Source organism: Mesorhizobium sp. 128a, assembly GCF_053848025.1.
On record NZ_JBSPKY010000011.1, the window covers coordinates 1 to 23,385 of the forward strand.

At 63.5% G+C, this 23,385-nt stretch carries 33 protein-coding genes, 1 pseudogene and 1 riboswitch; of the genes and pseudogenes, 21 read left to right on the plus strand and 13 right to left on the minus strand.

Going from position 1 to position 23,385, the window contains the following annotated elements; genetic code table 11:
* Positions 1 to 103, minus strand: a pseudogene (locus ACWTU9_RS18505) (DNA-binding response regulator); the annotation flags it as partial.
* The gene (locus ACWTU9_RS18510; protein ID WP_455859528.1) at positions 100 to 1,476 is read right to left on the minus strand and encodes a sensor histidine kinase; all 1,377 of its coding nucleotides are present in this window, start codon (positions 1,474 to 1,476) and stop codon (positions 100 to 102) included. The pseudogene ACWTU9_RS18505 and the gene ACWTU9_RS18510, both read right to left, overlap by 4 nt.
* Positions 1,477 to 1,684: 208 nt before the next feature.
* On the opposite strand from ACWTU9_RS18510, the gene ACWTU9_RS18515 reads away from it, so the two are divergent.
* Positions 1,685 to 1,954, plus strand: a complete 270-nt coding sequence (locus ACWTU9_RS18515) for an excalibur calcium-binding domain-containing protein (RefSeq protein WP_455859529.1) — start codon at positions 1,685 to 1,687, stop codon at positions 1,952 to 1,954.
* Between the two features lie 3 nt (positions 1,955 to 1,957).
* Here ACWTU9_RS18515 and dinB read toward each other — a convergent pair whose 3' ends face one another.
* A complete protein-coding gene (gene dinB / locus ACWTU9_RS18520) occupies positions 1,958 to 3,199 on the minus strand; it encodes a DNA polymerase IV (protein WP_455859530.1) in 1,242 nt (413 codons plus the stop codon).
* A 230-nt stretch (positions 3,200 to 3,429) separates the two neighbouring features.
* Between dinB and ACWTU9_RS18525 the strand changes: the two genes are divergently transcribed.
* From ACWTU9_RS18525 to ACWTU9_RS18540, 4 genes are all read left to right on the plus strand, one after another.
* Entirely contained in the window at positions 3,430 to 3,666 is a 237-nt protein-coding gene (locus tag ACWTU9_RS18525) for a hypothetical protein (protein WP_454577387.1), read from the plus strand.
* 439 nt (positions 3,667 to 4,105) lie between these two features.
* The gene (locus tag ACWTU9_RS18530) at positions 4,106 to 4,855 is read left to right on the plus strand and encodes a hypothetical protein (RefSeq protein ID WP_455859531.1); all 750 of its coding nucleotides are present in this window, start codon (positions 4,106 to 4,108) and stop codon (positions 4,853 to 4,855) included.
* A 186-nt stretch (positions 4,856 to 5,041) separates the two neighbouring features.
* Positions 5,042 to 5,449: a hypothetical protein gene (locus ACWTU9_RS18535; RefSeq protein WP_455859532.1), complete on the plus strand. Its 408-nt coding sequence runs from the start codon at positions 5,042 to 5,044 to the stop codon at positions 5,447 to 5,449.
* A gap of 270 nt (positions 5,450 to 5,719) precedes the next feature.
* Complete coding sequence (locus ACWTU9_RS18540) at positions 5,720 to 5,938, plus strand: hypothetical protein (RefSeq protein WP_455859533.1); 219 nt, start codon at positions 5,720 to 5,722, stop codon at positions 5,936 to 5,938.
* A 101-nt stretch (positions 5,939 to 6,039) separates the two neighbouring features.
* Here the strand turns inward: ACWTU9_RS18540 and ACWTU9_RS18545 are convergent, their stop codons facing one another.
* From ACWTU9_RS18545 to ACWTU9_RS18555, 3 genes are all read right to left on the minus strand, one after another.
* Complete coding sequence (locus ACWTU9_RS18545; RefSeq protein ID WP_142870100.1) at positions 6,040 to 6,189, minus strand: hypothetical protein; 150 nt, start codon at positions 6,187 to 6,189, stop codon at positions 6,040 to 6,042.
* A 101-nt stretch (positions 6,190 to 6,290) separates the two neighbouring features.
* Positions 6,291 to 6,575, minus strand: a complete 285-nt coding sequence (locus ACWTU9_RS18550; RefSeq protein ID WP_455859534.1) for a PRC-barrel domain containing protein — start codon at positions 6,573 to 6,575, stop codon at positions 6,291 to 6,293.
* 97 nt (positions 6,576 to 6,672) lie between these two features.
* Positions 6,673 to 6,945 carry a hypothetical protein gene (locus tag ACWTU9_RS18555; protein WP_455859535.1) on the minus strand — a complete coding sequence of 91 codons (273 nt, stop codon included), beginning with the start codon at positions 6,943 to 6,945 and terminating at the stop codon, positions 6,673 to 6,675.
* A gap of 187 nt (positions 6,946 to 7,132) precedes the next feature.
* Here ACWTU9_RS18555 and ACWTU9_RS18560 point away from each other — a divergent pair, with 187 nt between their 5' ends.
* Positions 7,133 to 7,432, plus strand: coding sequence for a hypothetical protein (locus ACWTU9_RS18560; protein WP_455859536.1), 300 nt, complete (start codon positions 7,133 to 7,135; stop codon positions 7,430 to 7,432).
* Here ACWTU9_RS18560 and ACWTU9_RS18565 read toward each other — a convergent pair.
* Complete coding sequence (locus ACWTU9_RS18565) at positions 7,392 to 7,751, minus strand: DUF982 domain-containing protein (protein WP_455859537.1); 360 nt, start codon at positions 7,749 to 7,751, stop codon at positions 7,392 to 7,394. The two genes, ACWTU9_RS18560 and ACWTU9_RS18565, sit on opposite strands and share 41 nt — an antisense overlap.
* A gap of 211 nt (positions 7,752 to 7,962) precedes the next feature.
* Here ACWTU9_RS18565 and ACWTU9_RS18570 point away from each other — a divergent pair, with 211 nt between their 5' ends.
* From ACWTU9_RS18570 to ACWTU9_RS18580, 3 genes are all read left to right on the plus strand, one after another.
* Positions 7,963 to 8,292, plus strand: a complete 330-nt coding sequence (locus tag ACWTU9_RS18570; RefSeq protein WP_455859538.1) for a DUF1236 domain-containing protein — start codon at positions 7,963 to 7,965, stop codon at positions 8,290 to 8,292.
* A gap of 103 nt (positions 8,293 to 8,395) precedes the next feature.
* Complete coding sequence (locus tag ACWTU9_RS18575) at positions 8,396 to 8,599, plus strand: hypothetical protein (protein ID WP_454577377.1); 204 nt, start codon at positions 8,396 to 8,398, stop codon at positions 8,597 to 8,599.
* Between the two features lie 92 nt (positions 8,600 to 8,691).
* Positions 8,692 to 8,931 carry a DUF2934 domain-containing protein gene (locus ACWTU9_RS18580; protein WP_454588625.1) on the plus strand — a complete coding sequence of 80 codons (240 nt, stop codon included), beginning with the start codon at positions 8,692 to 8,694 and terminating at the stop codon, positions 8,929 to 8,931.
* Between the two features lie 136 nt (positions 8,932 to 9,067).
* Here ACWTU9_RS18580 and ACWTU9_RS18585 read toward each other — a convergent pair whose 3' ends face one another.
* Positions 9,068 to 9,433, minus strand: coding sequence for a hypothetical protein (locus tag ACWTU9_RS18585; RefSeq protein ID WP_454588626.1), 366 nt, complete (start codon positions 9,431 to 9,433; stop codon positions 9,068 to 9,070).
* A gap of 195 nt (positions 9,434 to 9,628) precedes the next feature.
* Positions 9,629 to 9,741: riboswitch (TPP riboswitch) on the plus strand.
* Between ACWTU9_RS18585 and ACWTU9_RS18590 the strand changes: the two genes are divergently transcribed.
* The 4 genes from ACWTU9_RS18590 to ACWTU9_RS18605 all read left to right on the plus strand — a co-directional run bounded on the left by ACWTU9_RS18590 (position 9,732) and on the right by ACWTU9_RS18605 (position 13,095).
* Positions 9,732 to 10,340: a YkoF family thiamine/hydroxymethylpyrimidine-binding protein gene (locus ACWTU9_RS18590; RefSeq protein ID WP_454577374.1), complete on the plus strand. Its 609-nt coding sequence runs from the start codon at positions 9,732 to 9,734 to the stop codon at positions 10,338 to 10,340. Its footprint overlaps the riboswitch before it by 10 nt.
* Before the next feature lie 174 nt (positions 10,341 to 10,514).
* Entirely contained in the window at positions 10,515 to 11,312 is a 798-nt protein-coding gene (locus tag ACWTU9_RS18595) for an ABC transporter permease (RefSeq protein WP_455859539.1), read from the plus strand.
* Positions 11,309 to 12,091: an ABC transporter ATP-binding protein gene (locus ACWTU9_RS18600; protein ID WP_455859540.1), complete on the plus strand. Its 783-nt coding sequence runs from the start codon at positions 11,309 to 11,311 to the stop codon at positions 12,089 to 12,091. The genes ACWTU9_RS18595 and ACWTU9_RS18600 overlap by 4 nt, the downstream gene beginning before the upstream one ends.
* The gene (locus ACWTU9_RS18605; protein ID WP_455859541.1) at positions 12,088 to 13,095 is read left to right on the plus strand and encodes an ABC transporter substrate-binding protein; all 1,008 of its coding nucleotides are present in this window, start codon (positions 12,088 to 12,090) and stop codon (positions 13,093 to 13,095) included. The genes ACWTU9_RS18600 and ACWTU9_RS18605 overlap by 4 nt, the downstream gene beginning before the upstream one ends.
* A gap of 27 nt (positions 13,096 to 13,122) precedes the next feature.
* Here the strand turns inward: ACWTU9_RS18605 and ACWTU9_RS18610 are convergent, their stop codons facing one another.
* Positions 13,123 to 13,785, minus strand: coding sequence for a LexA family transcriptional regulator (locus ACWTU9_RS18610; protein WP_455859542.1), 663 nt, complete (start codon positions 13,783 to 13,785; stop codon positions 13,123 to 13,125).
* A gap of 80 nt (positions 13,786 to 13,865) precedes the next feature.
* On the opposite strand from ACWTU9_RS18610, the gene ACWTU9_RS18615 reads away from it, so the two are divergent.
* The 3 genes from ACWTU9_RS18615 (at position 13,866) to ACWTU9_RS18625 (ending at position 15,827) form a co-directional block, all read left to right on the plus strand.
* Positions 13,866 to 14,207 (plus strand): hypothetical protein, encoded by a 342-nt coding sequence (locus ACWTU9_RS18615; RefSeq protein WP_455859543.1) that lies wholly within the window; start codon positions 13,866 to 13,868, stop codon positions 14,205 to 14,207.
* Between the two features lie 82 nt (positions 14,208 to 14,289).
* Positions 14,290 to 14,979, plus strand: coding sequence for a GcrA cell cycle regulator (locus ACWTU9_RS18620; RefSeq protein WP_455859544.1), 690 nt, complete (start codon positions 14,290 to 14,292; stop codon positions 14,977 to 14,979).
* Positions 14,980 to 15,227: 248 nt separating this feature from the next.
* Positions 15,228 to 15,827, plus strand: a complete 600-nt coding sequence (locus ACWTU9_RS18625; RefSeq protein WP_455859545.1) for a DUF6456 domain-containing protein — start codon at positions 15,228 to 15,230, stop codon at positions 15,825 to 15,827.
* 67 nt (positions 15,828 to 15,894) lie between these two features.
* Here the strand turns inward: ACWTU9_RS18625 and ACWTU9_RS18630 are convergent, their stop codons facing one another.
* Positions 15,895 to 16,203, minus strand: a complete 309-nt coding sequence (locus tag ACWTU9_RS18630; RefSeq protein WP_455859546.1) for a hypothetical protein — start codon at positions 16,201 to 16,203, stop codon at positions 15,895 to 15,897.
* 236 nt (positions 16,204 to 16,439) lie between these two features.
* Complete coding sequence (locus ACWTU9_RS18635) at positions 16,440 to 17,738, minus strand: DUF763 domain-containing protein (RefSeq protein WP_455859547.1); 1,299 nt, start codon at positions 17,736 to 17,738, stop codon at positions 16,440 to 16,442.
* A 179-nt stretch (positions 17,739 to 17,917) separates the two neighbouring features.
* On the opposite strand from ACWTU9_RS18635, the gene ACWTU9_RS18640 reads away from it, so the two are divergent.
* The 3 genes from ACWTU9_RS18640 (at position 17,918) to ACWTU9_RS18650 (ending at position 20,142) form a co-directional block, all read left to right on the plus strand.
* Positions 17,918 to 18,769 carry a hypothetical protein gene (locus tag ACWTU9_RS18640; RefSeq protein WP_455859548.1) on the plus strand — a complete coding sequence of 284 codons (852 nt, stop codon included), beginning with the start codon at positions 17,918 to 17,920 and terminating at the stop codon, positions 18,767 to 18,769.
* A 227-nt stretch (positions 18,770 to 18,996) separates the two neighbouring features.
* The gene (locus ACWTU9_RS18645) at positions 18,997 to 19,173 is read left to right on the plus strand and encodes a hypothetical protein (RefSeq protein WP_455859549.1); all 177 of its coding nucleotides are present in this window, start codon (positions 18,997 to 18,999) and stop codon (positions 19,171 to 19,173) included.
* Positions 19,174 to 19,260: 87 nt separating this feature from the next.
* A complete protein-coding gene (locus ACWTU9_RS18650; RefSeq protein WP_455859550.1) occupies positions 19,261 to 20,142 on the plus strand; it encodes a transglutaminase family protein in 882 nt (293 codons plus the stop codon).
* Positions 20,143 to 20,318: 176 nt separating this feature from the next.
* On the opposite strand, the gene ACWTU9_RS18655 is transcribed toward ACWTU9_RS18650, so the two are convergent.
* Together ACWTU9_RS18655 and ACWTU9_RS18660 are read right to left on the minus strand one after the other, a co-directional pair.
* Positions 20,319 to 20,492: an SGNH hydrolase domain-containing protein gene (locus tag ACWTU9_RS18655; protein ID WP_455859551.1), complete on the minus strand. Its 174-nt coding sequence runs from the start codon at positions 20,490 to 20,492 to the stop codon at positions 20,319 to 20,321.
* The gene (locus ACWTU9_RS18660; protein WP_455859552.1) at positions 20,465 to 22,273 is read right to left on the minus strand and encodes an acyltransferase family protein; all 1,809 of its coding nucleotides are present in this window, start codon (positions 22,271 to 22,273) and stop codon (positions 20,465 to 20,467) included. The genes ACWTU9_RS18655 and ACWTU9_RS18660 overlap by 28 nt, the downstream gene beginning before the upstream one ends.
* A gap of 187 nt (positions 22,274 to 22,460) precedes the next feature.
* Between ACWTU9_RS18660 and ACWTU9_RS18665 the strand changes: the two genes are divergently transcribed.
* Positions 22,461 to 22,814 (plus strand): cupin domain-containing protein, encoded by a 354-nt coding sequence (locus ACWTU9_RS18665; protein WP_455859553.1) that lies wholly within the window; start codon positions 22,461 to 22,463, stop codon positions 22,812 to 22,814.
* Between the two features lie 117 nt (positions 22,815 to 22,931).
* Positions 22,932 to 23,180: a hypothetical protein gene (locus tag ACWTU9_RS18670; protein WP_455859554.1), complete on the plus strand. Its 249-nt coding sequence runs from the start codon at positions 22,932 to 22,934 to the stop codon at positions 23,178 to 23,180.
* Positions 23,181 to 23,385 lie beyond the last annotated feature (205 nt).

A 23,385-nucleotide genomic window follows, 5' to 3' on the forward strand; every position in this document is an offset into this window, starting at 1 on the left:
CGCCGACCACTTCGAAACCGCCGATCTCGCCGAGGCTGCGCGCTACGCCCTCGCGAAACAATGGATGATCGTCGACAATGGCAATGCGGATGGCGTGGGTCACGATTGCTCCTCGATGGACAATGATATCACCAGTCGTGTGCCTTGTGGGCCGGATACGGTTTCGAACTGGCCGCCTATGCTCTCGATACGCTCCCGCAGACCGGCAAGCCCAAGGCCCTCGCTTCTTGCCGGGTCGAATCCGGGACCGCCGTCCAGCACCTCGACGAACAGCTTGCCACCTTTCATTGCCGCTTTCACCGCCTGATCCCGACCTTTTCCATGGCGATAGGCATTGTTCAAGCCTTCCTGGACAAAACGATAGATGCTGATCTTCTCGGAAGGACCGGGTTCGCGCAAGCGCTTCGGCAGCGTCAGCAAAACCGAGGTTCCGGTCCGCCGTTGGTGTTCGGCGACCGCCAGCCGCAATATGTCCAGCACCGCCGCCGTCTCGATCTGCGGCAGGACGAGACCGTTGCAGATGCCGCGTATCTCGTGGATAGCTTCGTCAAGCGTTTTGTGGATGTCGGCGATCTCGGCTTCGCGCAGCGCGGTGGAGGCGCCGGGATCAAGCAGGATCGGGCTGTCCATCCTGAGTGCCGCCAGCGCCACGAGTTGGGCCGGCCCGTCGTGGAGATCGGCGCCGATGCGCCTGAGATAGCGTTCATTGAGCGCGGCGGCGCGGCGCGAGGCGTGCTGCACGCGTTGGCGCAGCGATGAATTCTGCGACAGCAGCGCCCGCAATTCGGCAATCTTGGCCTCAAGCGCCGTCCGCTGGGTTTGAATGGTGCGGCTGCCGCGAAAGACGATGCCTGACAAAAGCGCCAATGCCGCCGCCGTGGCGCCGGCCACCACCAGCCAGCTTTGCCACAGGGCGACGTTCAGAGTCGATTCGAAGTCGTCGGCAACCTCGTAGAACTCTGAAACGGCAACGACTTCGCCCGACCAGGGTTCGCGTATCGGATTGTAGATTTCCAGCAGCGGTCCAGCCACCGTCTTTTTCTCGTATGGGCTCTCGGCGTCGTCATCGAGGTCGTTGTACTCGGCCACGACATTGCCGCTGAAGGCGGCGACCAGGTTGGCGTTCGGCTCGAACACCTTGCCGATCAGCGTCGTATCCTTGGCGTAGAGGATCGTGCCGTCGCGCCGCCACAGCTTGAACGACGCCAGCCGCTTGCCGAGTGCACCCTGGTCGAGCGTCTCGTCCAGCGCCCGCTTGACGGTGTCGTCGAGCTCGCGGCTTTTGCGCATGTCGGGCAACAGCGGCGCGATCACGCTGTCGACATAGAGCGCCGTGGTCGCGGCGGAATTGCGCATGACGCCTTGCCGGATCTGCGAAGTCACCCACAGGCCAACCACCAGCATCACCACCAGCAGCCCGATACCGCCGGCAATGAGGAACTGCAGGGCCAGCGATAGTCTGCCCCACCGCTGCAAGAACTCTCCCAGGAAAACCCCAAGCAATCGCACGTTCTACCTTTCCTACCCGTACTTGTTATAGAGGCAGTGCAGCGTTTGGGACATTGCCTGTGCACGTTTTTCCCCCCATCGAAAGTTTTGGCGGCCAAGGGTGATGCTCCTGCCGTTCCTGCGTTGGCCAATGCATCGCCGCCACGGCGGGTCGGGCAGGTTGAGATGGTTGGCCATGCTGGCCCCGTTCATCCTGTTGTTCGGCTACATCGTCTACGGCTTTCTGGGCGTCCGGTTCGAACAGCCATGGGCCGTGCTCAGGCACCTCGCGGCATTTCCGAACTGTAGCGCTGCCCGTGCAGTCGGCCTGGCCCCCGCGCATGTGGGAGAACCGGGCTACTGGCCGACACACGACGCCGACCGTGACGGCATAGCTTGCGAGCCCTGGAATGGGGCAAGTGCAAGCGGCGTCAAGGTGCATCGCTATTGGCGCACCGGCCGATAGGTCTCACAGTTCCTTCTCCGCCAGTTCGCGGAAGGCGTCGGGAACCGAGCGCCGGGCTTCCAGCGCCACCGCGCCGTAGCCGACCGCCTCTTTGCCAAAGCGCTGGCGGATCTTGTCGATGGCGCGGTCGGCGCCAAAGCGCGCCAGGCCCTTTTTGCTGCCGGGCCGCTGCTTCTCGTCATCGAGGCCGAGCGGCAACTCGAGCTGCAGCTCGGCACTTTCTTCCAACTGCGACACCGAGATCGCCAGCAGCGAGATAGTCTTCTCTCGCGGGTTGGCGGCCAGCACGCCGCGCACCAGCTCCTCGGCGATTTCGGCCAGCATCGCGGTTGCCGAAATCGGCTGATCGAGCGTCACCGAGCGCGTGACCGCATGCAGATCGGCGAAACGCACCCGCACCGTCACCGTGCGGCCGGGCCGCGATTTCGCCCTGAGCCGGCTGGCGACCCGGTCTGCCAGATGCAGAAGAACAGGTCCGAAGACATGGGCCTCGGCCGGCCGCTTGCCGAGTGCCGACTGTGCGCCAGCCGAGTGCGCCCGCCGGTGCGTCTCGAGTTTTCGCGGGTCGCGGTTCCAGGCCAGCGATGCCAGCTTCTCGCCGGCGGCGGGGCCGAGCAGCCGGCGCAACGCGCCGCTATGGGTCTTGGCCAGCTGGCCGATGGTCTCGACACCGACCTCTGCCAGCCGCGCCTTGGTCGCCGGGCCGACGCCCCACATCAAGCCGACCGGCAGGTCGTGCAGGAAGGCGAGCTCCGTTGCCGGATCGACGACCACCAGCCCGTCGGGTTTCGCCACTTGCGAGGCGATCTTGGCCAGGTGCTTGGTGCGCGCCACGCCGATCGAGATCGGCAGGCCGAGCTCGGCCCGCACACGCCGCCGCACCGTGGCGGCGATCTCGGCCGGCGCCCCGAACAGATGCGTGCAGCCGGCGACATCGGCAAAGGCCTCGTCGATGGAGATGCGCTCGACCAGCGGCGTAAAATCGTCGAGCACTTTTATCGCGGCATCGCCCAGCCTCTGGTACTCGCCGAAATTTCCGCCAACAAAGATCAACTGCGGGCAGAGCTCCCGCGCGCGTCGTCCCGGCATCCCGCCGCGCACGCCGAAAACCCTGGCCTCGTAGGAAGCGGCCAGCACGACGCCGTCACCGACGGCAATCGGCTTGCCCCTGAGCGACGGGTCGAGCAGCTGCTCGACCGAGGCATAGAAGGCATCGAGATCCGCATGCAGGATGGTGGGTTCCATCCCGGCCGTTCCTTTAGGCATTGCAGCATTAGCCGCGCCTATTGCGAGAGTGGGTTTTAGGAACAAATAGAGAACAAACAGGGTCCGCTGTCAAGCGCGGTGCTTAACCTCCAGTGAATTCGCCGGAGATCCGGCCGTCGATTGATCTGCCTTGCCGCCGGATGCAGGGAACATTGTCTCTCGCCACGGCGTTCATTGTCTCGATGGGACACTGTTTCGTGGAGGCCGGTATGGGCCAGTTCGAGATGAGCGACCTCGTCAGCGTCGTTGACGCCTGTACGAGCGATCGCGTTGCCGGACACTGCGTGTCTATGGCCAAGGCGGTGGAAGAGTTGCGGGTGCTGACCGGTGATTTTGTGTCGCCGGACGAGGCTGTCGCCAACGCACTGTCGGCGGTCGCGCTGGGACGCGGCTGTGCGGTGCTGTTCGACGAACAGCCGGGCGCCGATATCCTGCTGATGCCATAGGCTCAATGCCGCAAGCGCTTGAAAAAAAGGCCGTCCGTCCCGGGCGACAATTGACCATCACCGATGCGCCGAAGGCTCCGTTCTGGAAGCTTTATCATTAAGTTGATGGCTGGTGATGTTAAATCTGTGTTCGATACTGCTCGATAAGTTATGCGACGACGGTCATGGGTTCCACTGGTTGCGACCTAAGTATCCCAGCATTTAGGCCTAAGGTCTGATCAGTATAGGGCGTCAGTCGCGCAAAGGGCCGGTTCGCCCAAGGGTGTTCATATTTATATTTATATATCAATTGGTTACAAGATTTGCCCAACCTGTTTGCAAGCCGATTGTCGCGTATCGCAACCACATTTATCTAAAGTTTACTCCATCGAATTAGCAAATTCTCATATGGCGCTGCTATAGCGAGTCAGCGGTGGCGGCTATCCCCCGAGGAGGTATCATGACATCCCGAAAAACTCTTTTGGCGGCGCTTGCCGCGTTTGCGCTCCTGGCCTCTCCGGCCCTGGCTGGTGCCGGTGGCAACGGTGGCGGTAACGGTGGTGGCCACGGCCATGGTGGCGGTAACGGCGGCGGCAACGGCCATGGCGGCGGCAATAGCGGCAAATCCGGCAACAGCGCTTCGCATGGCAAGTCGGCATCGGCTCACGGCAAAAAGGCCTCGACCGACGACGAGGCCGACGTCGATGACGTTGAGGTCGCCGCGACGCCCAAGGAAAAGAACATCCACGCCAAGCTCGGCCGGCTGAACTCGCTGCAACGCAACATCAACGCCTATTTGAACTCGAAGAGCAAGAAGTTCGCCGGCGTTCAGGCTTATGTGACTGCTTCGGCAGTTGCCAAGAACGCCCAAGCCGCGGTAGATGCCGCTGATCAGGCGGTCCTCGACGCCCAGGCCGCGCTCGACGCGCTAGAAGCGAAAGCGGCTGACCCGCTTACCCCGCCCGACGAGGTCCCGACCCAGGCCGATCTCGACGCCGCGCAGACCGCGGTGGATGACGCCACTCAGGCGGCACTGGATGCCAAGGATGCGGCCGCCGAAGCTACCGGCAACATCCCATCGCTCGATGACGCACTCGCCGATATGGCCAACAAGCCGGTCGACGCCGAGGTCACCGACTGGGCCAACGGCGTGCTTGCCGAGAAGATCGACCAGATGGCGGCCAAGCTGGCACCTGCGCCAACGCCGTAACGCCCACCGGCTGAAACGGCCCAATCTACATGCCGCCGGGGTTCGCCCCGGCGGTTTTTTTGCCGGCACGAGGGAACTGCCAATATCAAGGGAAAAGCGGTGCTAACCCCAAGTACGGCATGGAAAATCTTCGCTGCCGAGTGTAGCCTTCGCAATGTCGGGGTAAACGGCTAGGGGGAAAACGATATGCCTAGGGTTTCGGAACTTTTCTTTAAAACCGCCATCGTGTTCCTGATATTGGGAATTGCGGCTGGCCTGCAGATGGCGATCTCAGGCGATCACAGCGCCTTCCCGGCGCATGCGCATATCAACCTGCTGGGCTGGGTGACGAGCGCCATCTTCGGCGGCTACTACGCGCTCAATCCGCAAAAGGCGGCACGCCGCGTCGCCATCATCCACTACTGGCTCTATACGGTTGGCGTGGTGATCATGCTGCCTGCCCTCTACGTGATGCTGCAGGGAAATCCGGCACTTGAGCCTGTTGTTGCCGGCGGCTCGCTCATCGTCGCCGCCGCTGTTCTGGTCTTTGCTTTCGTGGTGTTCTCACCCGAAACGGCACGTTCGGCCGCAGCCGTGCCGTCGGTTTCTCGCTGACTGTCCGCGCAAGGCAATTGAAGTCTGACCCGCGTCGCGAATAGCGACGCGGGTTGGTTTGCCTGATGGCTGCAGCCAGCGGTTGCAGCGCGTGCCGTCGCCTCGGCTGCCGGCCCTCCCGTATTATTTAGTGACCATTCGGCGCTGGAACCTTCCCTGGTACCGCGCGTTGCCGCGACTGTATTCGTGCTGCCTTATATTTGGGCAGCTGTGAGTACGACGTCCGAGCGGGCAAGGGGCAAAACAGGGTTGAGGGAGGAGCACGACACCATGTCGAAAAGAGAAATCGGGGCGTCCGCCTCACTGGGCAGACGCGTCGCCGATCTGAAAGCCAGGATGCGAAACGCCAGGATTACCGAATACGAGATGCAGACATTCCAGAAGGTCGCAGCCATCATGGGGGGCAGCGAAGGCTCCCTACGCCTCGACGCGGACGATTTGATCGCCGCGTCCTTCGTCACCGAAGCACTTGGCGATTCCGCGAACTGAAGGCCCGATCGCGCGACCGTCGGCTTTTCGAGCGCTGCCGAAGCGTGCACGCGCACGCTCGGGCGATTACCTGCGCGCTTGAAGAGGCCAGATGAGCGCTTTCAATGGCGCTTGAAATACTGGACTTCGCGTTCGTGCTTCTCGGCCGCCTCGCGGCTGTCGAAAGTGCCAAGATTGCGTCGCCGTCCGGTCTTTTCATCGACCTTGCGCGAATAGAGGCGGTATTTTCCTGATTTGAGTTTTCGGATCATCGGTCTCTCCCTGATCCCCAGGGCGCCGCTGAAGCCAAGCCGCGAGGGCGCACTGGCGTGACGAACGAAGGGCCGGCCGCAGCCCGACCCTTCGAAAAATATCAGTCTCGATGCTCCGGCATCGCCTTGAGCTGCTCCTTGGTCCAACTGGTGACGGCGTGGACGTCGCCATCCTCGTCGCGCATGAAGTCAAGCTGGCTGGCGGCGACAGCCACCGGCTTGGCGCCGATGCCAAGAAAGCCGCCGACGTCGATGACAACCTGACTGCCATGCAGATGATCGACAGAGCCGATCTTCTTATCGTCAGGACCATAGATGGTCGCGCCTTCGAGTATGTCGGGCGTCAGTTCCGTGCTGGCAAGTCGTGCGTGATTGGTGTGATCCATGATCGATCTCCTCTGGGTTCGGACAATTTCCTAACCAGCGAACAGGCGAAGGGTTCCGGTAAAACACCACGAAACTTCGGCGCAGACAGCTTCGGGACTACACCTCGTCGAAAGGACCACCGCGCCGCGCCGGGTCGCGACCGATGGCGGCTTCCTCGGCATCGTCGGGCAAGGTATCGTCACTGTCCTGATAGGGGTTGTCGTCGTCTTCCTCGGGCAGGTCGCCTTCCTTCTCGACACCGGTGGTGTCCGGCAGGCTTTCCTCATCTGCTCCGTCGGGCAGGATCCTTGCGCCGCGCAGCGCATCCCAGTCCTGCTGGCGCGGTGCCGGCGCTTCCACTTCGTCGCTTCGCTTTCTACGCGGGTCCATAATTTTTCTCCCTGGGTCGGTGCCTGTATCGAGAAAGTGGAACTCGCCGCCGGCAAGCAGGTTCCCGAAACCGGTCCACCTTGCTTGGGAACGACTTGGGGAACGACTTGGGGGAACCACTTGGGGGAACCAATTGCCGCTGGGCGGCATTTGCCAACACGAAGACGATTCCAGACGGAGACGGACAATGAAGATTCTTGTTTTCTTGCCGTGCGCGCTGCTGGCCCTTGCAGGCCCTGCCGCCGCGCAAGACAGCGGCGAGGGAACTCCTGCCGTGCCTTGCCAGGCGCAGCCCCAGGATGGCGGCCAGCAGCCACCTCCCGGCGATGACGGCAATGGCAATTCGACCACCGATCTTGGTTCTTGCGGCGGCGTGCTGCAGCCGCCGCCCAGCGGTGACCAGGGCATGACGCAGCCGCCGCCGGATCAGGGCAAGACGCCGGTGATCAAGCCCGGCGAGGTGCCTGTGCAGCCGCCGAAGCAATGATCTCGGTTGAGGCCCTTGTGTACCGAAGCCGGCCGGTTCCAGCCTTGGCAAGACGCAGCGCAGTCACCGGATCAATGCCGGTCCAGGCAATGCCGGCCGTTTCGGCAAAGGCTGTGAAAGCCCGCCGCGCCTGGTCCTTGGTCAAGTGTCCGGCCCTGGCCTTTTCGCAAGCCCTCAATGCCGTGTCGTAGATTTTGCCGCGTCTGGCCTGCGGCCATTCCTTAAGAAAATTATGCATCTCGGCCAACGTCGCGATGTTGCGTTTGAAGCCGGCGCCCACCGCAATCGCCACCGGAGTTTGGAGCCGCAAATCGTCCATATTGAAAGTCTCCTGAGGGATCGTCTTCAATGCCAATCATGCCGATGCGGTTCCAGCTGACATGACCTGAAAGGCGATCAATTTAGTAGCCGCTTGCGGAACAAGACCGTACTGGCGGCGTTTGCCTCCAGGAGCCCGCCATCTCGATTTGTGCTGTTTTCGCCTCGTGCGGGGACACGGCGGAGCTCGCACACAACGACAGGAGACGAAGATGAAAACCGTCCATATTCCCGCTGTCGCCGGGCTCGCCATGATTGCCGGCCTCGGCGTTGCCGCCGCCGATGAGGTCATCGTCACACAGCCGGCACAGCAGCAGGTGATCATCACCCCCGAACAGCGCACGGTCGTGCGCCAATACGTAAAGAAACATCCGCTTGCGTCGATCAATCTGCTCGGCGTCGAATTGAATGTCGGCTCCGCCTTGCCCGACACTGTCGAGTTGCAGGAGGTTCCTGACGTTCAGTACAGATACGCCGTCGTCGACAACCACACCGTCCTGGTCGATCCCAGTACGCGCAGGATTGTCGAGGTGGTCGAGTGAGTAACGCTCGACGACCGACCTGACCATTTATCGGTGATACAGGCCCTGTCGTTCTTCCCAAGAAGGGCGGCAGGGCCGAACGACGAAAGAAAGGAGCATTGCCATGTTGCCGCATGTCGAGACCAATGTGGCGGCGTGTTGTGACAAGCTGTTGGCCGAGCGCAGCACCGCGCTGCTGTCAATGAAGGAAGCAATCGCGCTCCTGCGCGAGCGCACCGGAACGGATCGTTCGGATGCCGACCTCGCCGGGCTGATTGTCAAGAAGGCAGCGCTACTGGGCGTCGCCGTGGTTTCGGATCAGCACTGAGACGTCTCGTCCCTCAAGACGCCGGCTGAATTTTCGGCTAATGTTTTCGTGGAATCTGGACCAACCGATCGGACCCAACCACGGAGGCTTAAGTGACGGACGACAAACAGGACCGTATTCGCCAGCGGGCGCACGAGATTTGGGAAAACGCCGGCCGGCCCGAAGGTGCGCATCAGGAGCACTGGGAACAGGCGACGGCTGAAATCGATGGCGCAGCCGCCAAGCCGAAGAAGGCGGCGAAGAAGGCTGCCGCGAAGCCCGCCAAGGCCGACGCCAAGCCAAAGGCCGCAAAGCCGGCGGCTGCAAAGTCCGGCAAGGCCAAGTCGAAATAGGCCAATCGAAATAGGGCAAGGCTGAAGTCGCCCGGCGGGGCCATCCTTGGCGCCCGCCGTTGAGCTTGAGCCTCTCAACCTCACGAATTGCGGCTGCAACGGGCAGCGCAATTTGTTTTGTTTGGCTAACCGCGTCTCATGCCTCCCAAGCATAACTCGACAGCGCAAAGCGGATACCGGCAGCTGTCATGGCCAGTTCGCATTCGGTGATCTGGCGTAGGTGCCGAAGATAGCGCGCCACCGTCTGCGGCAGCCAGCCGGCGCAGGCCTCGACATAGGCGCGGCTGTGAACGAGCGTGCCGGTCGACAGCCTCTCCTCCTTCTCGGCAATCACCTTCAGATACTGTCGGATGAAACGGATATCGTCGGCGATGTCCTGGCTGGCCATTCGCCAGGCTCCGGCAAGGCGTTCGCGTTGGTCGAGCGACAAGGGCGGCAGCAGTGGCAGTGACAACAGCGGGCGGGAGAGGTCGGCGAAGGCGGCATGGTTCGCTGTGCTCACGGAATTCCCCCTTGTTGAAAAGATTATCGTACTTTATGTACGAAATAACGTCAAGCCGACTTCGTACAATTTGAACTGTTCAGCGCGGGACGTGACTTGCCTCTTCCACAAGGGAGAAGGCGAAATCTGGCCAACACTCCCACCGTGACGTTTCAAAAAGACTCTTCCCCAATGCGTCGAACAGTGCTTTAACCCGCTCATCCACAGGGGTGCTCCGTATGGTCGGGGCTGAGATGAGGGCGCCAAGCCTTCGGACCCTAAAGCTGATCTGGATAATACCAGCGGAGCGAGGCGGGCGATGTTTTCAGGCGCACAGATTTCCCTTTATCCCATGACCGACGATTTCGTCGGCGTCATCCTTGGCGCGCTTGGCGCGCTCGATCCCTGGCGTGACCGGCTGCGGATCGAGACCGACGACATCTCGACGCTTTTGGTCGGGCCGCCCGAAGTGCTGTTCCCCGCCATGCGCGACCTGTTCGTGGCGGCGGCCAAAAGCGGCAGGCACTGCGTGCTTTCGGCTGCGGTTTCGCGCGGCTGTCCGGGTGAGCCCGACGATCCGATCTGCCGCTCCGACCAGACCGGGGGACCCGCCATTCCGCTGGACGAGCGCAAGGTCGCCGCGATCCGTGCCGTCCAGGCGACGCCATCGACCGACCAGCCGGTGGCAGCGCAGTTCTCGCTCTATGTGATGGGCACGGGCGACCATATGGATGAGATCTATGGCTGCATCGATTTCCTGAAGCAGTCCGGCGTCTTTGATCGCTCAAAGAACTTCTGCACCAAACTGCGTGGCGATGCCGGCGCGGTGTTTGCAACGCTCACGGAGGCCTTCTGCCGCTTCGGCCCGGGCGCCGGCCACGTCACCCTCGACATCACGATTTCGGCGAACAGCCCGAGCGCCGTCTGAGCCGCGCTTTTTCGCGTGCCGTCGAGGGAAATTGCCGTGGCTGTTTTGCCCAACCCATTGCGTGGAGGAGATGCCTTCACATCTGACCTTGAGCTGCAGGGCGAAGGGGAAGCTTCGGCGGTCGGCGAAGGCGGATGCGACATCCAATTTCCCCCACAAGGGGGGAGATCAGCTATGGCCTCGGTCATCGCCAAATTCGCACCCGCCGCCCTTTCCTTCGCCCTGCTCCTCGTGGCCTGGGAGTTCTACGCCCGCTATGGCGGCGCAGCGCCCACCATGCTGCCGGCGCCGTCGCGCGTGCTGCTGCAGGCCTGGGATAACCGCGCAGCACTCGCCGAAAACACGCTTCCCACCATCCGCGCCACATCGGCCGGCTTTGCCTGCTCGCTGGTGGCTGCCTTCGTGCTGTCGGCGCTGGTCGATTTCTTGGCCCCGCTGCGCCGCGCACTCTTTCCGCTTCTGATCGTCAGCCAGACCTTGCCGCTGGTGGCGATCGCGCCGCTCATCGTGCTGTGGTTCGGCTTCGGGCTGATGCCAAAGATCCTGCTGGTCGCGCTCGTCACCTTCTTCCCGATGATGGTGGCGCTGGTCGAGGGGTTTGCCACGACGAGCAAGGAGATTTCCCAGATGCTCGCCGCCATGGGGGCAGGGCGCTGGCGCATCTTCTGGCTGGCGCGGCTGCCTTCGGCGCTGCCCTATTTCTTCGCCGGGCTGCGCATCTCCATCACCTATGCCGCGGTCGGCGCGATCTTCGCCGAATATGCGGGGGCGGCGAAGGGGCTGGGCATCTACATGCTCAACGCCAAGAACAATTTTCGCCCCGATCTGGTGTTGGCCGCGGTCGCCGTCAGCGCGGCGCTCACGCTTGCGTTGTTCGGCCTTGCGGTGCTCATCCAGCGCCTCGCCATGCCCTGGGAAAATGCGGGGAACGAGAGCCGCGACCGCAAGCCTTCGGGAGAGAGCCGCCAATGACGCGGCTCGAACTCCGCGATGTCAGAAAAAACTTCGGTGCGCTGGAGGTGCTTGCCGGCATTTCGCTCCATGTCGCGGCCGGCGAGTTCGTCTCCATCCTCGGTCCCTCCGGCGCTGGCAAGTCGACGCTGTTCCAACTGCTGACCGGCGCACTGAAAGGCGAGGGCGAAATGCGCTTCGACGGCGCGCCGTTGCAGGGCAGCCCGTTCGCCTTCATGCCGCAGCGCGATGCGCTGATGCCGTGGCGGCGCGTCATCGACAATGTGACGCTGGGACTGGAAGTGCAGGGCGTGCCACGCCGGGCCGCTCGCGAGCAGGTCGAGCCGCTGTTTGCCGAGTTCGGCCTTGCCGGCTTCGAGCGCGCCTGGCCAGCGGAACTCTCCGGCGGCATGCGCCAGCGCGCCGCCCTATTGCGCACCGTGGTGCAACAGCGCGACATGCTGCTGCTCGACGAACCCTTTGGCGCGCTGGATGCACTGACACGCGCGGCCATGCAGCGCTGGCTGGAAGGCATGTGGCGGCGCCACCGCTGGACGGCGCTGCTGATCACCCATGATGTGCGCGAAGCCGTGTACCTTTCCGATCGCATCTATGTGCTGTCGGCGCGGCCGGCCCGCATCATCAGCGAGATCGCCGTGCCGCTGCTGCGCCCGCGCGCCACCGGCGGCGATGCCGCGCGCCACGCAGCGGTGCTCGAAGCCGAAATCCTCGACACGCTGCTCAACCCCGGGGCTGACCGAGCCTCATTCCCGCAGACCCTCCAAAGGAGATCATCATGACCGACTTCACCCGCCGGCAAGCCCTGCTTTTGACGCTGGCTGCCGGACTGCCGCTGGCCTCGCGCGCTCATGCGGCTGCGCAAAAAATCACCGTCGCGCTCGACTGGACCGTCAACACCAACCACATCGGCCTGTTCGTGGCCCGCGACAAGGGTTTCTACGACGAGGCCGGGCTCGACGTCGACATCCTGCCCTATGGCGATACCGGCGCCGGCACGCTGGTCGCCAGCCGCGTCGCCGATTTCGGCATTGCCGGCGTTGGCCTGTTCACCCAGCGCGCCGCCGGCGCCGATCTCAAGGCGGTCTATGCCGTGGTGCAGCAGGAGACCGGTCGGCTGGTCTTCAACGCGGATCGCAGCGAGATCAAGAGCCCTAGGAATCTTGACGGCCTGACCTATGGCGGCTTCGGCAGCGCCTGGGAAAACACTCTGATCTCGACCATCATCCGCCACGATGGCGGCAAGGGCAGTTTCGAGACGGTGACGCTCGGCACCTCGGCCTATGAGGCGCTGGCCAACGGCTCTGTCGATTTCACGCTGGAGGTCTCGACCTGGGAAGGCGTCGACGCCGAGCTGAAAGGCATCGGGCAGCGCAGCTTCCGCTACGCCGATTACGGCGTGCCCGACGAGCACACCACCGTCATCGCCTCAAGCGATGCCTATCTCCAGGCAAACCCTAAGGGGGCGTCTGCCTTCGTCGAGGCAACGCGGCGCGGCTATCAGTTTGCCGTCGACCACCCGCAGGAAGCCGGCGATCTGCTGATCGCTTCCAATAAGGATGCTCTGACCGACCCGGTCCTGATCCACGCCTCGCTGAAGATGCTGGTCGACGGTCACTTCCTCAGAAGCGAGGCCGGCGTCATCGGCACCATCGACAAGGCCAAGATCGAGGCGATCGGAACCTACCTCTTCAACGCCGGAATATTGCTCGACGCCGACGGCAAGGCGCTGAAGGAGAAGCCGGATTTTGAAGCGTATTTCACGAACGAGTTTCTGGGGGCGTAATCTCCCCCTCGAGGAGGAGATTAGCCCTCACATATCGATCATCGAGCGCTTCACCCGGCCGATGATGGTGATGGCGCCTTCGAGCGCCGGCGGCGGGATGTCCATGTAGGAGGCCGGCTGGAAGGGCGGGTTCTCGTTGGGGCGATAGCGTTTGTAGGTGGCCTGGCCGCTTTCGTCCGAAATGACATAGCAGCCATTGGTCACCAGACGCTTGTCGCGCAGATTGACGAAGATGATCGAATCCGGCGGCGAGATCTTGTTCATCGACGGGCCGTCGACGCGCAGCGCGATCCATTGGCCCTGCTCGAGATCGGTGGTGGGGATGGTCGGATAGTCGCTGAGATTGACCACCATGTCCTGGCTGCCGAGTTCGCCGGCGCTGATCCACGAGACGATGGGCACGTCGACCGTGGCCAGCGACGGCATCGGGATCTGCCGGCCCGCCTCGTCAAAGCCGAAATGGCCGCCCGAAAGGCTGCCGCCCTCGCCATTGAACAAGAGCCAGCCGGGATCGACGCCGAACAGGCGGCCATATTTCTCCGCCGCCTTGCGCGACAGCGGCCGGTTGCCGTTCTCGTGGCTGATCAGCGTGTTCTTGTTGATGTCGCGCAATGCCCGCGCGGCATCGCTCGGCGAGGCATAACCCGCCTCCGCCCGTGCCTGCTGCAATCTGTGCCTCGGTTCCTGCATCGTACAAATTGCCTGAAATTTATCGTCCGTATTGTACGATTTCGCTTGCGCATATTTCGTACATATCGTACGCTTAGCGCATGATCGAACAAACCGCAAGCGTTTCCGCAGGCATCGTCAGCTTTCTCCAATCGTCCGGGCTGTCCTCCTCCCCGGTCCGGACGCAAACCGGGGCTTTTGCCCCGGATCCGGTCGAACTCACCCTGTCGACCGGAACGGCCGGAGCCGTTCCTCTCCCGGTTCCGGCCACCTCTTTGCCTCAGGGCGCCGCCGATGCCGGCGGCGTCTCCTGTATCCGCACCGAAGACGGCACCGTCATCCTGTTCGACCGGCTGACGGGCAGAGCGGTTTCCGGCCTCACCAGAGTGGCGGCCGAAGCCGGATTGCGGCGTCTCGTCGCCGGCGCCCTGCCAGCCGCCTGACAACACCAAACCACACTCTTTTGAACCTTGCCCGGCCTTCAGGCCGAGCGCTCGCCTTTGCCCGCAAATCAATGGATACGACATGACTGCCTATACCGACACCGAATTACAGGAGATTGCCGTCTGGCTCAGAGACGGCCTGTCGGCGACAAGAATTGCCGTCCGCTTTACGGCGTTGCGCGGCAGTCCGGTGTCACGCAACGCCATCATCGGCATCGTCCACCGCAACGCTGCGCTGAAGACCATCGGCTTCGCCAATCCCAAGGGCGGCCGATCCGGTGGCCGGCCCAGGAAGAATGCCACAGACAAGACTGCGGCCAACGAGAATACAGCCAGGAAGACTGCGCCGGTGCAGCCGAGCAGGCTCACAAGGCGGCCAGACGCTTCGAAGCACGCAATACCAACCATGCCGGTCGCCAAACCGGCCTGTCGGCCACTGGCCAAGCCGCTGTCGCCTCAGCCGGCACGTTCGGTCCCAGGTGAGGGGCGGCTGGTGGTGGATGGCGAGATCTGCCGTTTCAATATCCCGGCGCCGCGCTCTGCCGCCATCGGGCGCCAGCCGCATGTCGCCGCCATGCGCCTCATCGACTGCCTGTTCGACCGCTGCCGCGCGCCGCTCGACCTGACGCTGGAGGAAGATCCCGAAAACGATGCGCCCGGCAGCCGGCCGGGGCCGGAGATGTTGTGCTGCGGCCTTCGCACAAGGGCGCTGAAGAGCTATTGCGCCTACCACCAGGCGCGCTTCCACCGGCCTGTGGCCGAGATGGTTTAGGCGGCGAGACTCGGTTCCTCGCCCCCGCAACGCGGGGGAGAGGTGGCTCGGCGAAGCCGAGACGGAGAGGGGGACGACGTCCGCGAAGCCAGAACCGGTGAGGAACGAGGGCTTCGTGCTCGGTGAGAGCTGGTTCACAGCCGCCGCGCTGCCCCTCTCCGTCTCGGCTTCGCCGTGCCACCTCTCCCCATTTCATGGGGCGAGGAACCCAAGTCCAGCTCAACACAAATTCCAACAAGGACCACCCAATGAGCAAAAAAGCCGCGCAGAAGGCAAAACCGCCAAAACTCCCGAAAGACGAGGCCGAGCAGGTGCGTATCCGCCGCGAGATCGGCCATGATTTCGCGCTGAAGGACGACCGCTTCGGCCGCAAGCGGCTGAGCGTGGGCACAGAAGAGGCGCGTCGCGTCTACGAGGTCTCCAATGACGGCTACACCACGACCGGCGGCATCGTCCGGGTGCGCAATGTCGATCCGCTGGTGGGGATCACGTCGCTGACGCGTCAGCAGCGCGAGGCCGGTCAGCGCTTTCGCGATGATTTCGAGCGCGCCTCGCGCGAAGGGCTGCGGCCGATGCCGTGGGAAGAACGCGTTGACTCAAGCCGCATCAATGGCGGCGTCCCCCACCGCATGCTCAACGCCGGCCGCGCCCATGCCGGCGCCAATGCCGCATTGGCGCATTGGGAGCTGGCCGACGCCGTGCGCCAGATCTGCCTCGAAGGCCAGTCGGTGAAGGCGCTCGCCGAGCGCACCGGCGAGGGACGCGATGTGGTGGTGAAGCTGCTGAAGGTCGGGCTCGACCTGCTGGCCGTGCATTACGGGATAATGCTGATGCGCAAGCCGCGATAAGGCCGGCGGTCCGCGCAGGAAAGCGGCCGGCCGACAGATGCCGGCCGGACAGGTTCACGCTATCGGATCACCGTTCGCAAACACGGATTTCCTCAATGATCCTGTGATGGTGGCGCCAATGCTTGACCAGCTCTATATGGCAGCGGCGATGATGCCTGTGGTACCTGTGATACCTGTAGCTGTTGTCGTACGTATCATACTGATACAAGCGGCGAGGTGCGTAGCGATCGCCGTAATAGTCGCGATATCCGCCATTGTAATCGTCATAGTAGCCGTTACCGATGCCGATCACGACGCGCCCGCCGGCACTCGCCGGGACGACCATCGCCGAGGCTGCCGCGATAGCGACAATCGAAGCAAGCAGAAGCTTTTTCATGGCTGCCTCCTGTTCAAGGTTGATCGAATACAATCCCCGAGACGCAACCTCGTTCCAAAGTTTTGCAAGATGTGAACACCCCTGCGCTCGGGTGCACGCGGGATGAGGGTAGCCACGATAGCCACCTGTCAGCATCATCCCTTCGATCTTGAACCCTTAGCTGTCCAGCTATCAAACCCGGCATGTGAACCAGCAAGGAACCGTATAAAAACAAGCGCTTGGGGCGGTTCAGTGAATCAATCTCTCAACCTACTCCAGGCGCCTTTCTTGTCTGGCTTCGCCGCCTCGCCAGCATCCGGCGCCTTCTCCCACCCGAACACACTGCGCCCGCCAAGCAGATGCGACTGGTCGAACTCGCCGGCGACAATCTCCTTCAGGCTCGGCCCGGTGACGTAGCGCTCCAGCCGCCGCGCTTCGCCATCCAGCCGTTGCAGCGCGCCGAGCTCTTCGTCGCGGCCGAGCTTCGCCCTGCCGACGGCCGATTTAAGCACCGCGATCGTCTCGTCATAGACTTTCAGCGGCACCGGGAACGGGTGGCGGTCCTTGCCGCCATGGGCGAGCGAGAAGCGCGCCGGATCGGAGAAGCGGCAAGGCGCGCCGTGCACCACTTCGGCCACCATGGCCAGCGCCCGCACCGTGCGCGCGCCGACGCCAGGCACCAGCAGCAGCCCGGGAAAATCGGCCGGCCCGCTTTCGATGGCGGCCGAGATGTTGCCGTGCAGCCGGTGCATGACGATGTCGCTCTCGCGCACGTCGTGGTGTGCCGGCATCACCAGATTGGGCAGCATCGGCTGCGCGGCCGGTTTCGCGGGCGCTGCGTTCGTCGGCGGCTCCAGCACGGCAAGCTCGTCAAGGATCCGCTCCGGGCTCATGGTCTTCAACAGGTCGAGCTGCCCGGTCCGCGACGGCTCGGCGCGATGATCGGTGAGGTTGACGATGTCACCCTGGGTCTCGCCCTCAATCGCCGCATGCGGCTGGTCGACAAAGCTGGTCAGCCCTTCCGACAGCCAGTGGTAGCGCCGCGCCTGGCGGCTGTCGCCGTTCATGCCTTGCTGCACCACCACCCAGCGGCTGTCGTCGGTGACGATGAAGCCGTGCAGATAGAGGTCGAAACCGTCCTGCACGGCCGCGCTGTCCACCTTGGCGACAAGGCGGCTGGCGGTGGCAAGCGCCGCGCCATCGATGCCGACGCGATCGCCGATCACCGTCAGCTCCTGCGGCGTCTTGCGCGAATGCGCGCCGCGCCCGCCGCAGACATGGATGCCGAGCTCGCGCGACATCGGGTTCAGCCCGCGCTTCAGCGCGCCGACGACCGAGGTGGTGATGCCCGACGAATGCCAGTCCATGCCCATCACGGCGCCGAAGGACTGGAACCAGAAGGGATGCGCCAGCCGCCGCAACAGCACGTCGCGGCCATAGTGATGGATGATCGCCTCGCACAGCACCGCGCCCAGCCGCGTCATGCGGTCGCCCAACCATTTCGGAACCCGCCCGCCATGCAGCGGCAGGTCCGCACTGCCGCTTCGCTGCGTCAAAGGTTCTCTCCGTGGATGGCGGCGCACCGACGGTGCGCCTGTGATCTAGATGGCATTTGGGTGGAGATTTGCAAGCCGGGCAGGCGCAGCGCCTTTCGCTCGGTTGTCCCCGCCGGCACCCATCCTTGCGATCCCACCAAAACCGTTTGAATATGCGCGTCGCCGCTTGGGGGAGCAACGTGGCCCATATCGCTGTGGTCACGCATGAATATGACCGGTTCCAGACGCCGTGGCGCCCGCTGCGCCGGCGCGACAGCCCGTACATGCTGTTCGATATCCTGGCCGAGCTCGAGCGGCGCGGCCACCGGGTGAGGCGGCTTTGCGGCCTGTCGCAGCCGCCCGATGCCGACCTCGCCATCCTGCATGTCGACGCCACCATCGTGCCGCAAGCCTATGTCGACTATGCCGCCCGCTTTCCGTTCTGCCTGAACCTTGCTGTCTCAGACATTTCCAAGCGCCGCATCAGCCAGGCGCTGCTGCGCAACGGTGACGACTGGCGCGGGCCGGTGATCGTCAAAAGCAACCTCAACCACCACGGCCTGCCCGAAGCGCGCTTCAATCTGCGCGCCGCGCGCCACGGCCGCGAACTGCCCTTTCCCGGCGCTCGCGAAATGCCCCACTACGAAGTTTTCACCACGCGCGGCGACGTGCCCTCCGAGCTGCTCGAACGGCCTGATCTGGTGGTGGAAAAATTCATCCCGGAAATCGTCGCCGATGGTTTCGGCACCCGCATCTGGGTGTTCTGCGGGACCCGCGAACGCTGCGCGCGCTATGTTTCGCCCAACGCCGTGGTCAAAGCCTCCGAGACGATAAGGCGCGAGCCGGTGCCGGTTCCCGACGAATTGCGCCTTCTGCGCAAAGAACTCGGCTTCGACTACGGCAAATTCGATTTCGTCATCCACCAGGGCCAGTCGGTGCTGCTCGACGCTAACCCGACCCCCGGCCGCCCGAAAAGCGTGCGCTCGATGCTGGTGGAGGCGGCGGCGAATTTGGCGGACGGGTTCGAGGGGATGATGGGGCGGGGTGGGTAGCGCCGTCCATTCTCTTCATTCTACCGCCCCCTCCTAAAATAGCGCCCGTTCCAGTTCCAGCGATTCCGCAAACGGCGTCGCCAGATGGTGGCGGTCGCGGTAGGCGAGCCGGCCGCTAATGAAGACATGGCAGTCTTGGCGTCGCGAACTGGTTGGTCACGTGTCACGACCGAGACCGGGACCACGATCGGGGTGCGGTCACGGAACAAATGCACGGCTTGAATTTGATGAGCTTGTACCTAGCGCAGTTCAAGCGCGGCTACGCCTATACATCGGTCTATCTGTTGCGGGACCGTACTGACGAAGGCGGCAACCAATCTTTCGGCTTCTACATGGAGCCGTCTCTCGGCAAGGCGTCGCTCTTTCGCGACTCATCCCGGAAGGGGGCGCCCTCAGCGGAATAGGTCGGGTCGGCTCCGACCAGGACCCATCGGAAGTATGAGGAAAACACTATATGATCGCGCCGCAGGTGAATTTGCCGACGAGTGCCGATGCCGATTTTTTCAGTCAAACACACGACCGTCTATCGCTATCGCCAGCCCGTGAGCTTTGGCGAGCATCGGGTGATGTGTCGGCCGCGCGACAGTTTCGATCAGCGGCTGTTGGACCACGCTTTGTCCGTGGCCCCCGAACCGAAGGCGGTTGGCTGGATCCATGACGTTTTTGGCAATTGCGTTGCGGTGATCGATTTCGAGGGTTCAGCCAAGGAACTCCGTTTTGCCACAGACATCCGGCTCGATCACACGCCGCAGCATGCGCCGGATTTCCGCATCGACGAGGCCGCGCTGAATTATCCATTCTCTTACGATCCCGACGAGGCGGCCGACCTCGCTCAGACCATGGAGCGCCATCATCTCGACGACGGCGACGAGGTCGGCAAATGGGCGCGACAGTTCGTCAGTGCCACGGGACACACCGAGACCGGCAAATTGCTGATGACGCTCTGCTACGCCATCCACGAGAGCTTCGTCTATTCCCGAAGGGTCGAAACCGGGACGCAGCCGCCGCTGATGACCTTGCATCTGCGCAAAGGCACATGCCGGGACTTCGCGCTTTTCATGATGGAGGCGGTTCGCTCGCTCGGCTTCGCCGCCCGCTTCGTCACCGGCTACGTCTATGTGCCGAGCCGCGACAGTGCGGATGTGCGCGGCGGAGGCTCGACGCATGCCTGGTGCCAAGTCTACCTGCCCGGCGCCGGCTGGGTCGAGTTCGATCCCACCAATGGCATTGTCGGCAACCGGGATTTGATCAGGGTGGCCGTGGCCCGGCATCCTCGACAAGCCATACCGCTTTCTGGAAGCTACTCCGGCAGTGCGTCGAGTTTTCTGGGGATGACCGTTGATGTGAAGGTGGCCAAGGAAACCGGCGCATAGGCGCGCTCGGCGTGGCGTTCGTATAGTGGCCGCCGACAGGCTGGAGCCGGGTGAGATGTGTTCCAGCCTGGGGAACACCTCTCACCCGCATTTGCCCGATCCGGGAGGGGACGGATCGGAGCAATGTGACCCGTCCCTCGAGGAGAAAGGTCAGGCCGCCAGCGCCCCCGCTGTTTTCATCTCACCACCCTCTCAACCACCGCCCGTTCCACCACCGGCTCCAGCGATTCCGCAAACGGGGTCGCCAGGTGGTGGCGGTCGCGGTAGGCGAGTTTGCCGTTGATGAAGGCGTGGCAGGTGTTCTGGTCGCAGAACTGGTTGGTCAGGTCGATGTAGCTGGCGCCGGGCACGGTGCCACGATGTCGCGCTCCATCGCCGCGCCGGCGTCGTTGGCGGCCTCGGTCCGTTTCTGGTCGCACATCGACGGCGTCTGCCCGCGCCACAGCGCGCGCGCCACGCAGGTGTCGACATGGTCGTCGTTGAACGGCACGTCGCGGATGAAGGCGACCTTCAGCCCGGCCCGGCTGAACGCTTCCAGCGTCGCGCGCAGGCCGGTCCGCGCCTCGGCATCCCGGCTTTCGGGCATCTGCATGCCGACCGACATCTTGCGCAAACTCGACTGCGCGATCTCCGAAATCACCACCAGGCTCGGCCGCGCGGCGATGATCTGCCTGATCGATCGCTCGCGCCACTGGTCGCACTCGGTATAGTCGCGTTTCAGCTTGCTCACCCAGACCGTCATCCGCGAGGCCCGGCAGGACGATTTGAGCCAGGTGACGACCCTGGTGTTGTTTTTCTCAGCCGCCTCGATCAGCGGCGTCGACCAGTGGTCGGCGTGCGAGTCGCCAAACAGTGCAATCGTGTGCCCGGCGGTTGTGGTTCCGAACATGCAAGGCTTTGGCGTCACCGTCTCATAGCTGAGAACGCAGCCGGCCTTGCGAGCGGTGGAGGGGCGCTCCGCACTGGCGGCGATGCTGCGCTGCTGCGGGTCGAGATCGTGGACGACCAGCCTGGCATTGGCGTAGGCGGCTGCGACGCCGGTGCCGGTGAGGAGGACAGCCGGCACCAGCGCCCGCGCCGCGTTGGCCATCAGCCAGCCGTTGCGGCGGATCGGGTTTTCGATGACATGGTAGGTGAACAGCGACAGCGCCAGCGTCAGCGCCATGCAGCCGAGCCGCTGCAGCGGCGAAAGCTCGGGCACCAGCGTCGCGGCAAAGACGATCACCGGCCAGTGCCAGAGATAGAGCGAGTAGGAGAGCTTGCCGACCCACTGCAGGGGCGGCAGCGCCAGGACGGCACTGGGGCCATTCCTGACGCCGGCCGCTCCCGCCAGCAGCAACAGCACGGTGCCGGCCACCGGCATCAGCGCCATGAAGCCGGGGAAGGGGGCGTCCTCGGTAAAGCTGAGATAGGCGCCGCCGATGAGCGCCAGGCCGAGCCATGCCAGCGGCGCGGCGAGAAGCGGGCGGTCCTGCCAGAATTTCCGCGGCACCATGGTCGCCAGCCCGCCGGCGGCGAATTCCCAGGCGCGCAGCGGCGAGAAATAGAAGGCCCAGGGCTGCGCCATGGTGGTGAGCCAGGCACAGACGGCGAACGAAATGAGGCCGGCAATGCCGATCACCAGGATCGCGCCGCGCTTGCCGGGACGCAGCCATGCCGCCAGCAGCAGCAGCGCCGGCCAGGCGAGATAGAACTGTTCCTCCACCGACAGCGACCAGAAATGGATGAACGGGTTGCTGGTCGCATCCGCCGCGAAATAGTCGAACGACCAACGGATCAGCCAAAGGTTGATCATGTAGGCCGAGGCGTACATGGCGCCCTTGGAATAGAGCGACTGTTCCTCCGGCGACAGGATGAAGGCGCCGGCCACCAGCGTGGCAAGGATGACGAACAGCGACGCCGGCAAAAGCCGCCGGGCGCGCCTGGCGTAGAAGCGCCACAGGTTCAGCCGGCCGGTCTCGGTGAGTTCGGCGAGCAGGTGGCGGGTGATCAGATAGCCCGAGATGACGAAGAAGATGTCGACGCCGGCAAAGCCGCCGGGCAGTCCGCTGAGGCCGAAATGAAAGGCGATCACGCCCGCCACCGCCAGTGCACGCAACCCTTCGATATCAGGCCGGAACGATGCTGACACGATCGAAACCTCGTGTAGTTCGTTAAAATCCCACCCTGGCAAAGGGTCGGCCCCATGCGCCGATATCGCAATGCAACAAATCTAACGCAGTGCAACATAAGGGGAGATCGGCTCACCGCCGACGTTGCTCCTGTCATGGGCATCGGCTATCCAACCGGCAGCCAATGCCGGCAGAACGGAGCCCTCCATGACCAACACCACCATCCTCAAATTCGGCGCCGTCGAGCATGCCGATGGCGAAGACCTGCCGGGCTGGGTCGCTGTCGAGGGCAGCCCGACCATGCAGACCGCCGTGCAGCACACCACCGCCGACGGCAAGGTGATGTCGGGCACCTGGCGGGCCTCGCCCGGCACTTACCACGCCACCTACACCGACTACGAATTCGTACACATGATCGCCGGCCGCATCATCATCACGCCGGATGGCGGCGCGCCGGTCGAGGTTGGCCCCGGCGATGCGTTTGTGGTCGAAGCCGATTTCAAGGGCACATGGAAGATCCTCGAGCCGGTGACCAAGCATTTCGTCGTCAAGCTTGCTTGATCGACGTCGTCAGGCTTGCCTGATCGACATCCTCAAGCTTGCCTGATCGACGTCGTCGGCCCGAGAGGACGATGGGGCGCCAGTCGCCAATGAGGGCGCTACAGCAGTTGGAACGTCTTGGCGCTCGACCGCGTTTATGTCCATCAGGAGTATCAAAAACAGATGGTCATTCAAACGGACTACCGAACGAATAGAGCCGACTATGCGATTGCGGCAAAGCCGAAGCTGACTGGCACTGCTGTTGCGGCTGAGGCCAAGAAGAAGGCGGTGCGACGTCACGATCAGCTTGATGATCAGCGTTCCGCCAGACTGTCAGCAAATCCATCGGATACGTCGGACAAGCCTGAACCCAGATCGCGCGGGTAGGTTTGGCAGCCAATGCCCGGAACTTTTCGCAGGGCCAGGACTGCTGTCGGGTCGGCGGCGCGTTAGCCAAGAGCGAGCGGCGCACTCCGCTGAGTGCATGCCGCTCGTCCGGCGCCGGGCCGTCAATGCTGTTGTAACGAAACCCCCCAGCCCCGTCTCAACCGCCACGGCCATGGCGTGACCCATGGCTTGGTATACGCATGCA